General features: G+C 63.8%; 13 protein-coding genes. 9 read left to right on the plus strand and 4 right to left on the minus strand.

Annotated features, from left to right (window positions below; all coding sequences use genetic code 11):
- The first annotated feature begins 2 nt into the window (after positions 1–2).
- The 4 genes from ACOVQ0_RS03860 to ACOVQ0_RS03875 are packed head-to-tail and all read left to right on the plus strand — an operon-like array spanning position 3 to position 3,923.
- Positions 3–923 carry a hydroxymethylglutaryl-CoA lyase gene (locus ACOVQ0_RS03860; RefSeq protein WP_421880363.1) on the plus strand — a complete coding sequence of 307 codons (921 nt, stop codon included), beginning with the start codon at positions 3–5 and terminating at the stop codon, positions 921–923.
- Positions 920–2,113 carry a CaiB/BaiF CoA transferase family protein gene (locus ACOVQ0_RS03865; RefSeq protein WP_421880365.1) on the plus strand — a complete coding sequence of 398 codons (1,194 nt, stop codon included), beginning with the start codon at positions 920–922 and terminating at the stop codon, positions 2,111–2,113. The genes ACOVQ0_RS03860 and ACOVQ0_RS03865 overlap by 4 nt, the downstream gene beginning before the upstream one ends.
- Positions 2,114–2,142: 29 nt before the next feature.
- The gene (locus tag ACOVQ0_RS03870; protein ID WP_421880367.1) at positions 2,143–3,057 is read left to right on the plus strand and encodes a DUF1838 family protein; all 915 of its coding nucleotides are present in this window, start codon (positions 2,143–2,145) and stop codon (positions 3,055–3,057) included.
- The gene (locus ACOVQ0_RS03875; protein WP_421880369.1) at positions 3,054–3,923 is read left to right on the plus strand and encodes an MBL fold metallo-hydrolase; all 870 of its coding nucleotides are present in this window, start codon (positions 3,054–3,056) and stop codon (positions 3,921–3,923) included. Before ACOVQ0_RS03870 ends, ACOVQ0_RS03875 begins: the two co-directional genes overlap by 4 nt.
- A 219-nt stretch (positions 3,924–4,142) precedes the next feature.
- On the opposite strand, the gene ACOVQ0_RS03880 is transcribed toward ACOVQ0_RS03875, so the two are convergent.
- From ACOVQ0_RS03880 to ACOVQ0_RS03895, 4 genes are all read right to left on the minus strand, one after another.
- Entirely contained in the window at positions 4,143–4,820 is a 678-nt protein-coding gene (locus ACOVQ0_RS03880) for a hypothetical protein (protein ID WP_421880371.1), read from the minus strand.
- A 368-nt stretch (positions 4,821–5,188) separates the two neighbouring features.
- Positions 5,189–5,947, minus strand: coding sequence for an SDR family NAD(P)-dependent oxidoreductase (locus tag ACOVQ0_RS03885; RefSeq protein ID WP_421880373.1), 759 nt, complete (start codon positions 5,945–5,947; stop codon positions 5,189–5,191).
- Positions 5,944–6,459: a cupin domain-containing protein gene (locus ACOVQ0_RS03890; protein ID WP_421880375.1), complete on the minus strand. Its 516-nt coding sequence runs from the start codon at positions 6,457–6,459 to the stop codon at positions 5,944–5,946. Before ACOVQ0_RS03890 ends, ACOVQ0_RS03885 begins: the two co-directional genes overlap by 4 nt.
- A complete protein-coding gene (locus ACOVQ0_RS03895) occupies positions 6,456–7,400 on the minus strand; it encodes a fumarylacetoacetate hydrolase family protein (RefSeq protein WP_421880377.1) in 945 nt (314 codons plus the stop codon). Before ACOVQ0_RS03895 ends, ACOVQ0_RS03890 begins: the two co-directional genes overlap by 4 nt.
- A gap of 164 nt (positions 7,401–7,564) precedes the next feature.
- On the opposite strand from ACOVQ0_RS03895, the gene hisD reads away from it, so the two are divergent.
- The 5 genes from hisD to ACOVQ0_RS03920 all read left to right on the plus strand — a co-directional run bounded on the left by hisD (position 7,565) and on the right by ACOVQ0_RS03920 (position 12,059).
- Positions 7,565–8,896 carry a histidinol dehydrogenase gene (gene hisD, locus ACOVQ0_RS03900; protein WP_421880379.1) on the plus strand — a complete coding sequence of 444 codons (1,332 nt, stop codon included), beginning with the start codon at positions 7,565–7,567 and terminating at the stop codon, positions 8,894–8,896.
- Positions 8,897–9,005: 109 nt separating this feature from the next.
- On the plus strand, positions 9,006–9,761 hold the full coding sequence (locus ACOVQ0_RS03905) for an SDR family NAD(P)-dependent oxidoreductase (RefSeq protein WP_421880381.1): 756 nt from the start codon (positions 9,006–9,008) through the stop codon (positions 9,759–9,761).
- A 12-nt stretch (positions 9,762–9,773) separates the two neighbouring features.
- Complete coding sequence (locus tag ACOVQ0_RS03910) at positions 9,774–10,925, plus strand: alpha/beta hydrolase (protein WP_421880383.1); 1,152 nt, start codon at positions 9,774–9,776, stop codon at positions 10,923–10,925.
- A 4-nt stretch (positions 10,926–10,929) separates the two neighbouring features.
- Positions 10,930–11,337, plus strand: coding sequence for a VOC family protein (locus ACOVQ0_RS03915; RefSeq protein ID WP_421880385.1), 408 nt, complete (start codon positions 10,930–10,932; stop codon positions 11,335–11,337).
- 41 nt (positions 11,338–11,378) lie between these two features.
- A complete protein-coding gene (locus ACOVQ0_RS03920) occupies positions 11,379–12,059 on the plus strand; it encodes a TetR/AcrR family transcriptional regulator (RefSeq protein ID WP_421880387.1) in 681 nt (226 codons plus the stop codon).
- The last annotated feature ends 12 nt before the right edge of the window (positions 12,060–12,071 follow it).

Genomic DNA, 12,071 nt, shown 5'->3' on the forward strand with positions numbered 1-12,071 from the left:
GCATGACCGAAATTCTCGTATCCGAAGTTGGCCCGCGCGACGGGCTGCAATCGATCAAGGCGGTAATGCCGCTTGCCGCCAAAAAGGCATGGATTGCCGCCGAAGCCGCCGCCGGTGTGCGCGAAATCGAAGTGGGCAGCTTCGTGCCGCCCGCGCTTTTGCCGCAGATGGCCGATACGGCGGAACTGGTGAAGTTTGCGCGCACGATCCCCGGCCTGAACGTCGTCGCACTGGTCCCCAACGCCAAAGGCGCGGCCCGCGCGGTTGAGGCTGGCGTCCACGGCCTGTCCATCCCCTTCTCGATGTCCGAAACGCATTCCCTGCGCAACGTGCGCAAGGATCACCCCGCAATGCTGGCCGAAATTGCCGAAGTCGCCCGCATCGCACGTGAAGGCGGCGCGCACTTTGCCGTGGGCCTGTCCACCGCATTCGGCTGCACCATCGAAGGCGCGGTTTCCGAAGACGCCGTTGTCCGCCTCGCCGTCGCCTCGGCAGAAGCGGGCGCACTGGAATTCAGCCTGTCCGATACCACCGGCTATGCCGACCCCGCGCAGGTCCGCCGCCTCGTGCGCAAGGTGAAGGCCGCTGTCGGCGCAGACAAGCTGACCACGCTCCACCTGCACAACACGCGCGGTCTTGGCCTCGCCAATGCGCTGGCCGGGCTTGAAGAAGGCATCACCACGATCGATTCCTCACTCGGAGGCCTTGGCGGTTGTCCTTACGCGCCGGGCGCTTCGGGCAATCTCGTCACCGAAGACCTCGTGCTCATGCTCAATTCGATGGGCCTGAAAACCGGCATCGATCTCGAAAAGCTGCTCACCGTGCGGTCAATCCTTGTCGAAGCCCTGCCGGGAGAGCCGCTCTACGGCTTCACTCCCGATGCAGGCCCGATGATGGATTACAACGAAAGGATCGCCCGATGACCGAGGCCCACAACAACGGCCCCACCCCGCTCGCGGGCATCCGCGTGATCGAATTTACCCACATGGTCATGGGGCCAACCGTGGGCCACATCCTTGCCGGGCTTGGCGCAGAAGTCATCCGCGTCGAACCCATCGGCGGCGATTCCACCCGCCGCCTTCTCGGCTCCGGCTCCGGCTATTTCCCGATGTACAATCGCGGCAAGCAGTCGATCTGCCTCAACCTCAAGTCCACCGAAGGTCTTGCCGTAGCGCGCGATCTGGCCGCCAGCGCCGATGTGCTGGTCGAAAACTTCCGCCCTGGCGCATTGGACCGGCTCGGCCTTTCGTATGAAACGCTGTCGGAAACCAATCCCGGCCTCGTCTACTGTTCGGAAAAGGGCTTCCTCCCCGGCCCTTACGAACAGCGCACCGCGCTGGATGAAGTGGCGCAGATGATGGGCGGCCTTGCCTATATGACCGGCCCGCCGGGACGCCCGTTGCGCGCAGGATCCAGCGTGGTTGACGTGACCGGCGGCATGTTCGGCGTGATCGGCATCCTTGCCGCCTTGCAGGAACGCCAGCGCACCGGGCGCGGGCAAAAGGTCGTCGCCAGCCTGTTCGAAACCACGATCTACCTTGTCGGGCAGCACATGGCGCAGTTCGCCGTCACCGGCAAAGCCGCTGCCCCCATGCCCGCGCGCATTTCGGCATGGGCCATCTATGACGTGTTCGAAACGGCGGATGAACCGGTGTTCATCGGCGTGGTCAGCGACAGCTTGTGGGAAAAGTTCTGCGCCCTGTTCGCCCTCGATGATCTGTGGGCCGAACAAGACCTGCGCACCAACAATGCCCGCGTTCTGGCGCGTGACCGCATCATGCCGCAAGTCCGCGCGCTGATGGCCACGATGACTCGCGATCAGATCGTGACAAAGCTGGAAGGCACCGGCCTGCCCTTTGCCCCCATCGGTCGCCCCGAAGACATGTTCGACGATCCCCAGCTCGCCAATGGTGGGCTTGAAGACGTAACCCTCGACAATGGCAAAGAAACCCGCCTGCCGACCATTCCGCTGGAAATGGGTGGCAAGCGCCCCGGCGCTCCGGTCACTCTGCCACAACCGGGGGCCGATGGCCGCGCGATCCTGCAAAAGCTGGGCTACCCGGCAGACCGCATTGCCGACCTGATCGGCCAGGGCGCGGTAGAGACTGCCTGATCCAATCCAGAAACGTGGGGAATATGCCGATGACCGATTTCGACACCAGCGACGAGAACTTCCTGCTCAGCCGCCGCACCATGCTGACGGGCGTTGGGCTCACTGGCGCGGCCATCGCCGGAGGCTCCGGCCTGCTGGGCGCATCCCCCGCCTTTGCTGCGGAACTGGCGCGCGAGGAAGGCATCCCGACAGACGCCGCAGCCCGCATCGCCATGATCCGGCGTATGCGCCTGCGCACCGATCCGGGCATCGTTTACTGGTGGTTCCGCGGCCGCAACTATGCCCAGCAGGGCGCAAAGCTTACCCCGCTGTGCGAACTGGTGTTCGGCGCTGTGATGAAGGTCAATCCGCTGGCAGACGGCAGCATGGAACTGACCTCCTACGAACTCGGTTTCCGCACGGCCCCCGGCAGTAGCGAACGCTCGGACCAGCTCCGCAACCCGCTGACCGGCGAGATGGTGGACGTTCCGTTCGTACCGGTCGGGCCGACAACGGTGCGCTACAGTGCTGCCAATGATCTTATCTTCGACGGCAAGATCGGCAATACCACCTTCAAGGCCGAACACGTGCCCGAACTGTTTTACCACATGGGCGATCAGATCACCTTCCAGCAGCACACCGCTGCGGACACAGAAACACCCGGCCTGCCTGCGCGCCGTCTGAACGACATGACGATGATCACCAGCCCGGCCAAGGAAGCGCTCGACCCGCGCGTCCACTGCGCCAGCGCCACGGGATATGGCACCGATCTTTCCGACTATGCCCGCTGGTGGAAGATGCCCGCTGGCATGGGCACGCAATGCCTGCGCAGCGTTGGCCGCAAGGAAACCAGCTATGCCGGTATGCCGAAGGACTGGGTGGACATGCTCGCCCGCGTAAACCCCGAAGGCGCACGCAATCCGCAAACGCTGTTGACGCTGAAACAGGAAGAATACCGCAATTGATCCGGGCATTGGGCCTCGTCCTTGCCGCTGGCCTCCTTGTGGGGGCGAGCGGTGAGGACGACCCGTTGACTCGCCCCATCACCGGGGCTGACGCTGCGCGGTGGCTTGAACCCCAAGGCCCGGCGCAAGTGTCTGGCAACACCTGGTATATCGGCACGCGCCGCATCCGGCAGGCCGTGATCGATACTGGCGCAGGGCTAGTGCTGATCGACGCAGGCCTGCCCGAAAGCTTTGCCACCACCACCGCGCATTTCGCCGCCCTTGGCCTCGATCTGCACAAGGTTCGCCTGATCCTCGTCACCGAAGCGCATTACGATCATGCCGGTGGCGTGGCCGCCGTGGCTCGCGCCAGTGGCGCGCGCGTTGCCGCATCACGCTGGACCGCCGCCGCCATGCGCGAGGGCATCAGCGGCCATGACGATCCGCAAGCCTCCTCGCTCATCGCCTATCCCCGACAGACAAAGGTGCGCGCGCTGCGCGGTGGCCAGCGCATCCGCATGGGCAGAACCACCATCACCGCCCATGCCATGCCGGGGCACACGCCGGGCAGCATGGGCTATTCATGGCAAAGTTGCGATGCGCAGCCGTGCCGCACGGTGCTGTTCGCCGCCAGCCTCAACCCGCTGGCCACCGGCAGCTACACCTATCGCGCCAACCCAGCGCTGGTCGCCGGAATGCGCCGCACGCTGGCAGGCCTTAACACCGCGCCGTGTGATATCCTTCTGACCGGTCATCCTGAACATTCGGGCGCAGATGCCCGCCTGACTGCCGCACTCGAAGGCAAAGCCGACGCCTTCGCCTCCCCCGGAGCCTGCGCCACGCTGGCCCGCAAATACGGCGCTCTGCTGGACCGGCAGCTTCCCTGACCGCAGGGCCAACCCAATAAATAGCCCGTCATCCTGAACTTGTTTCAGGATCCATTTTGCCTGTCGGGCTGCCGTTGTTGGCGAGAGATGGACCCTGAGATAAACTCAGGGTGACGATCTGGTTGGAGCGGTCGCGTTCGCCATCTAACCTTTGCTACAAACGCAAAAAGGGCGGCCCAACCGGACCGCCCCCTTGTTTCTCGCATCAATCCACCCGGATCATAACGGCTTGACCGTTCCCAGGAAGCAGATGCCCGAAATCGTGATCCAGTAGACATAGGCCATCAGGCGGCCATACAGGAATTCACGTTCCAGCGCGGCTTCTTCTGCCGGGTTCGGACCTTCGGCCAGACGGCGGAAGCGCACCGTCCACAGGCGCATGATCCAGCGCAGGCCCAGCCCGATGCACAGGGTGAAGCCATAGAGCGTCAGCTTGGCCGCATACCAGCGCGATCCTTCGCCCGCTTCAAGCGGCCCGTGGCCCAGCAGCGAGGAGATGCCGACCACGAAGATCGTCGGGATCAGCACCCAGCGGATCTTCTCGTCGATCTTGGTCAGCATCACACCGCGATCGGTTTCGCGGAAGATGAAGGCCGACCAGCACAGCGCCAGCCATCCGGCCACGAAAATCCACATCGCAGTGAGATAGCCCCCGCCGTAGGGCTGCAACCCGTAGATGTTGCCCATGTGCAGCCCCAGCGGCAGCAGCGTGATAATGCCGGTGCGCGCCAGAATATCGATGCGATAGGCGGTTTCCATGTGCCGCCTGCGCTCGTCCATCGAGAGCTTGCGATTGATGACGTTAAAGCTTGTCTGGAAAACACCCCATTCACCGCCCAGCCAATAGACCATTGCGATGATGTGGACCCAGCGCAGTACCAGCACTTCTTCGATCAACGACTTTCCCCTTAGATGCGGAAGCCGCCACTAAGCCGATGCGCACAAGCCTTTGAAAAGCCGCGCATGACGCGGGCGATATACGCCCTCATGGCGATGCCTCGTTCCCCGCCGGCATCCCTGTCCGGCCTGAAGTTTGCGATGGCATCCCGGCGGATGGAGCCTTGCGATTCCAGCAGCCGTTCAACAGTATCAGAGCGTGCGCGCGGACCGTTCTGGCCTTGCGCCCGTCATCCTCCTCAATCGCCAACATGCGATACGGGAAACAGGGATTTGTGGGAAAATGCCCGCACAACGGTTATAAACCGGGGCTTCGGGAGATCTGAAAGCGCAATTTCCGAAGTGCACCTAGATGCACCTAGGCGCACCTAACTGCCGTCTGTGATCACCGTGCCGCCATCAACCACAAGGTTTTGGCCCGTCACAAACGCGCCTGCGGCAGAGCCGAGAAACGCCACCGCGCCCGCCACTTCGGCAGGGGTGCCGGACCGCCGCAGCGGCGTCATGCCCATGCGCCGCGCCATGAAGTTGGCATCGTCCAACAAGGGCCTGGAAAGTTCGGTGGCGATGAATCCCGGCGACACCGCATTCACCCGCACGCCCTGTGGCCCCCACTCCACCGCAAGGTTGCGCGCCAGTTGCGCAACGCCCGCCTTGGCCAGCGCATAGGCATTGATCCGCCCATTCCCGCGCAAGGCCGAAAGGCTGGCGACCAGCACCGCCGCCCCGCCCCCGCGCGCCGCGATGTGCGGCAGGGCAAGGTTGCACAGCACGACCTGGCTGCGCAAGTTGATCGCCATGACGCGGGCGTAATCGTCCATGTCGATATCGGCAAAGGGTCCGGGCTTTCCGGTGATCCCGGCATTGCAGACCAGCAGGTCCAGCCCGCCGAGTTCGGCACAGGCAAAATCGACCAGCCTTGCCAGTGCGGCGTCATCGGTCACATCGCAAGGGCATCCCGGCATTGCCAATTCGGCGGCGACCCTTGCGGTATCGCCCGTATCCTCGCTGGAAATGACCACGCGCGCGCCTTGCGCGATCAGCGCTTCGGCAATCGCACGCCCGATGCCGCGCGTCGATCCGGTGACGATGGCCGCCTTGCCGGACAGGTCGAAGAGGCCGCTCATTTATTTTCGGGCCGGTCTTCCGCCAGCGGCTGCCCGTTGTGGAGGTAGGCCGGTGCCTCGATCAGGATGAAAGCGATGCGGCACACTTCGTCGGTGGCATTGCGCCACAAGTGATTGGTGCCGCGCTGCACGATCACGCCGCCTTCGCGCACGGTGGTCTTCACGCCGTCTTCCAGCTCCAGTTCGATCTCACCCTTCAGCACGATGCCGTAGTCGATGGAATTGGTGCGGTGCATCGGGCTTTCCTGATGCGGCAGCATATCGCAGATGCGGATCACCGACCCGCCGTTCAGCGTCAGCCCCGCATCGCGTTCGCGCCCGTCGGTTTCGTCGTTGTTGTCTGCCGGGACCGTGGCCGTGGTCCACATGGTGAGCATCGCCGCATCGCCGCTGGGGATCAGCCGCGTGGGGCTGAGGTCTTCCGACTTGAACCGCGCACGGCCATTTTCATCATGGCCGGTAACAACGCGCTGAACGAGAGGAAGCCCGGATTCGGAAACGCCGCTGGTCATGCCTTCACCACTTTCTGTTCAATTGCACCAAAGGGCGCCCGCCCGTTTGCGTCCACACCTTCCATGCGAACCACATCGCCAAAGCGCATGAAATCGGTGCGTGCCGCGCCTTCGTCGATCACTTCGATCCCGCGCCGTTCAGCAATGCAGGACGAACCGATTTCGCGGAAGTTGGCGTTTGAGACAGTGCCCGATCCGATCACCGTGCCCGCCACCAGATCGCGCGTGCGCGCAGCATGGGCGACAAGTTCGTGGAAGCCGAAGCCCATCGGTTCGCCATTGGCCGCGCCAAACCGCCGGCCATTCCAATCGACGTTGAGGTTCAGGCACACCCGGCCATCGCGCCAGTCAGCGCCCAGTTCATCGGGCGTGACGGCAAAGGGGGCCATGCCGCAGGGCGGCTTTGCCTGAACCCAGCCAAAGCCGGTCTTCATTTCCGGCCCGGCCAGCGTGCGCAGCGACCAGTCGTTGATCTGCACGACAAGACGGATGTGCGCCATCGCATCCTCCGCCGAAGTGCCCATCGGCACCGCATCGACGATCACGCCGAATTCGCCCTCAAAATCGATGCCGAGCGCTTCGTCCACGAACTTCACGTCATCGCGCGGGCCATAGAACCGGTCGGACGTGCCCTGATACATCAGCGGCACATCGGTCTTGGGCTTGGTAATGCCCAACACCGCGTCCATCAGATCGCCGTGGCTCTGGAAAGCGGACCCATCGAGCCACTGCCACGCGCGCGGCAATGGGGCCATGATCTGCGCCGGGTCCAGCGCATCGGGGAACGTGTCGATGGCGGCAAGCTGCGCCGCCACTTCGGTCCAGCGTTCAAGCGCCTGCTGCATGGTGTCAACAGGTGCCGCCGCACAGGCCGCGCCATCGGGCGATACCGCCACCAACCGCCCGTCCTTTGTTCCGTCACGCAAGGTTGCCAGCCGCATCTGTGTTTTCTCTCCCGACAGTAAGTCCATCCTGCCGATAGGCACGCCCGCGCTGCCGGACAAAGGCATTCAGTCGATAGCGTCGCATCGATACTATGCGATGGTCGGTGCGCGCAGGGTGCTGCAATGGCGGGGACATTGCAATCAAGCGTGCGGGGAGACTCATGGCCATTTGGCTCAAGCGCGGCGCAGCCGCAGACGTAAAGGCAGAAACCGACCGCAAGGTCCGCGATATCGTGGAAGCGGCGCTGGCCGATATCGAAAAGCGCGGCGATGCCGCCCTGCGCGACATGAGCATCAAGTTCGATGGCTGGGACCGCGAGGATTACCGGCTTTCGCAGGCCGAAATCGACGCCGCGGTTGAAAGCCTGACCCCGCAGGAGCGCAAGGACATCGAATTCGCGCAGGCGCAGGTCAAGAACTTCGCCCAGATCCAGCGCGCTTCGATGGTGGATGTGGAAGTCGAAACGATGCCCGGCGTGGTGCTTGGCCACAAGAACCTGCCCATCCAGAACGCGGGCTGCTATGTTCCCGGCGGCAAGTATCCGCTGCTGGCATCGGCGCATATGAGCGTCATCACCGCGAAGGTTGCAGGCGTTCCGCGCGTGATCACTTGCGCCCCGCCGTTTCAGGGCAAGCCCGCACGCGCCATCGTTGCGGCACAGGCGATGGCCGGGGCCGATGCGATCTATGCCTTGGGCGGCATTCAGGCGATCGGCGCGATGGCCATCGGCACGCAGAGCATCGATCCGGTGGATATCCTTGTCGGCCCGGGCAATGCCTTTGTGGCCGAGGCCAAGCGCCAGTTGTTTGGCCGCGTGGGCATAGACCTGTTCGCCGGGCCGACCGAAACGCTGATCATTGCCGACGAGATCGGCTGTGACCCGGAAATGGCCGCGACCGACATTCTGGGACAGGTTGAGCACGGGCCAGACAGCCCCGGCGTGCTGCTGACCAACAGCGAAAAGTTTGCCCGCGAAACGATGGCCGAGATCGAACGCCTGCTGCAGATCCTGCCCACCGCCGATCATGCGCGCAAGGCGTGGGAGACGTTTGGCGAAGTGATCGTGGCCGAAAGCTATGACGAAATGGTGCGCATTGCCGACGATATCGCCAGCGAACATGTGCAGGTGATGACCGCCGATCCCGTTTACTTCCTGAACAACATGACCAACTATGGCGCGCTGTTCCTTGGGAACCGCACCAACGTTTCCTACGGCGACAAGGTGATCGGCACCAACCACACCCTGCCGACGAAGAAGGCCGCGCGCTATACCGGCGGGCTGTGGGTGGGCAAGTTCCTGAAGACCTGCACCTATCAGAAGGTGTTGACCGACGAGGCATCGACGCTGGTGGGCGAATATTGCAGCCGCCTGTGCGCGCTGGAAGGCTTTGCCGGGCATGGCGAACAGGCCAACATCCGCGTGCGCCGCTTTGGCGGGCGCAACGTGCCCTATGCCGGGCAGGCAGAGCCGAGCGAACTGACGCGGGCGTGATGATGGCGCCTTCGCTTCGTCATTCCCGCGCAGGCGGGGATCCAGTCGAGGGTCTGCGCCGTGCCGCGCTGGATTCCCGCCTGCGCGGGAATGACGAAGTTGGGAGTGCGTGATGATACCCCAAACCCCATCGTTCCGGCTGGATGGCAAGCGTGCCGTGGTGACCGGCGCGGGGCGCGGTATCGGCCTTGCCGCCGCCGCCGCGCTGGCACAAGCAGGCGCGGCGGTGACGCTGGTGGCGCGATCATCGGCAGAGATCGCGCAGGCGGCGGAAGCCATCGGCAACGGGGCGCAAGCCGCAACGCTCGACGTTTCCGATACCCAAGCCGTGGCTGCGTTCTTTGCCGAACGCGATCCGTTTCACGTGCTTGTCAACAACGCCGGGACCAACCGCCCCAAGCCGATGTGGGACGTCACCGAAGCCGATTACGATGCGGTGCTGGGCCTGAACGTGAAGGCTGCGTTCTTTGTGGCGCAAGCCTGCGCGAAGGCGATGATCGATGCGGGCACGCAAGGTTCGCTGATCCACATGGGGTCGCAGATGGGCCATGTGGGCGGGCCGAACCGCAGCCTTTACTGTGCAAGCAAGTGGGCACTGGAAGGCATGAACAAGGCCTTTGCGCTGGACCTTGCAGCCCACGGCATCCGGTCGAACACCATCGCACCCACATTTATCGAAACGCCGTTGACCCAGCCGATGTTTGCCGATGCCGCCTTCAAGGCCAGCGTGCTTTCGAGGATCAAGCTGGGGCGCATCGGCAAAGTGGAAGACCTGATGGGCGCGGTGCTGTTCCTTGCCACCGATGCCTCTGCCCTGATGACCGGGACCAGCCTTGTCGTGGATGGCGGCTGGACCGCAGAATAGGAAGATCCCAAGATGTTCGAACCCTTTCCCGGAAACTACGTCTGGAACCTTGGCATGAATCTGGCGCTGATTGCCGGGGGCAATCATGGCGAGTTGGACGAGGTTTGCCGCCCGGTGCGCGAAGCGGCCAAGGCCGGAGCCGATGCCGGATCGGCGCAACTGTTCGATAGCTGGATTGCCGTGGCCGATCAGGTAGCGCGCAATGCGGCACGCGACGAAGCTGAAGGTTTTGCGCTGTCTGCCGGGGCCAAGTATCTGCGCGCTTCTGGCTATTACCTTGGTGCAGAACGGTTGCAGAGCCGTGATTACGCACCGCGCTGGGCCGCCTATGACAAGGGCCTTGAACTCTATCACAAGGGCAGCGCGCTGAGCGGTCTGCACGTGGACAAGGTCGAGATTCCCTATGAAGGATCGAGCTATCCGGCGATCTTCATTCACGACGGCAGCGGCACGCCGCGCCCCACGCTGGTTTCGGTCAACGGCCTCGATTCCATGAAGGAGCAGGTCAATCTCGCGGGCCACGGCGCGGTCAATCTGGCGCGCGGCATGAACACGCTGTTCCTTGATCAGCCGGGCACCGGTGAAGCGATCCGCAAGCGCAATCTGCCCGCCGTCTATGATGCCGAACGCTGGGGCAGCCCGGCGTTCGATTACCTGCTGACGCGCAGCGATGTGATCCACAGCCAGATCGGCATCTTCGGGCTTTCGTTCGGCGGGTATCACGCCCCGCGCATTGCCGCCAACGACCCGCGCTATGCCCTGTGTGCGGTGATGGGCGCGAACCATGTATGGGGCCAGCGCCAGCGCGAACGTGTGGCCAACGAAGGTGAAAACCCCGTGCCGCATTACTGGGACCATGTGATGTGGGTCTTCGGCATCGATAACCAGAGCGATTTCCTGAACTATGCCGATCAGATCACGCTGGACGGGCAGGTGGAGAAGATCCGCGTGCCGTTCCTGATCACGCATGGCGAAGGTGATCGCCAGATTCCCGCCTATAACGCGCAGATGTCCTATGATCAGGCGGTGAACAGCCCCAAGCGCACCTTGCGCATCTTCACCAAGGCGGACTTCGAAGTGGAGCATTGCGGCGCGGACAACGGCACCGGGATGCGCGATTACATTGCCGACTGGTGCGCGCAGACCTTTGCCGAGATGAGCTGAACCCGTGGCCGAATTCACCTTTCATCACGGTGGCGTCTCTGTGCCTTCGCTGGACGAGGCGATCGAATGGTATGGCCGCGTGCTGGGGTTCGAAGTGGAAAAGCGCTTCTACATCGAAGCTGCGCGCAGCCACACCGCGATGGTGCGCAAAGGGCCGTTGCGGTTCGAGATTTTCGAGGTGGAGGGGGCGGCCCCCCTCCCCGAAGATCGCCGTTCCGTGCCGCGTGACCTGAAGACCCACGGCAACAAGCACGTCGCTTTTCGCGTGGAAGATCTCGACGCATTTCTGGCCGAGATGGAGCAGAAGGGCGCGGACGTGGCCTTTGTGGTGCGCGAGGCGTTCGGCAAGGGCTGCTTCATCCGTGACCCGGCGGGCAATCTGATCGAATTTGTGGAAGAACCTGACGCCTGACCATTGCCCCGGCGAAAGGGTGCGGGCAATCATCCGCCGCGATGCAGCCCACAGATAGCCCGCCACCCCTTTCTGCCAAGCAACTGGCCGCGCAGGCGCGGTGCGCGGCGATGGTTGCACATGCGCGGGCACAGATCATGGCGGTCGGCGTCGATCGCTTCAGCGTGAACGAGGTGCTGCGGCTTTCGGGCGGATCGAAGGCCACGCTGGCCAAATACTTTGACGACCGCAACGGCCTGATCGCCGCCGCCATCCGCGAAGAGGCGCTGGGCGCGGTGGCAGCGCTTCATCTCGACAGCGCAGAAGCTCGCGCGGAGCCACTGGCGCAAGCCCTGGCGCGGGCCTTGACCGGGGTGTTGCGCTTCTATCTCTCCGCAGGCTCGCTCGCGCTCTATCGCGCCGTCATCAGCGCCGCGCCTGCTTCAGCGGGAGCGGCGCAGGCGTTCTATGAGCAGGGCCATCGCGTGATCGTGAACGGGGTCGCAGCGCTGCTCGAAGCGCGCCAGCCACAGGACGTGCGCGCAGATCTTGATTGCGCCGACGTGGCTGACCAACTCCTCCACGCCATTCGCGCAGGCACATACGAACGAGCGTTGATCGGGCTGAGCGAGGGGACGGGCGATGAGGCGGGCGATGCGGCGGGCGATGCGGCGATAGAGGCGCGCATCGCCGCCACGCTGGCGCTCGCCCTTCCTGGCATCGAAAGTCCACGAACCGCTTGATCGGGTGCGCCT

This window comes from Novosphingobium sp., from assembly GCF_049240505.1.
Classification (GTDB): domain Bacteria; phylum Pseudomonadota; class Alphaproteobacteria; order Sphingomonadales; family Sphingomonadaceae; genus Novosphingobium.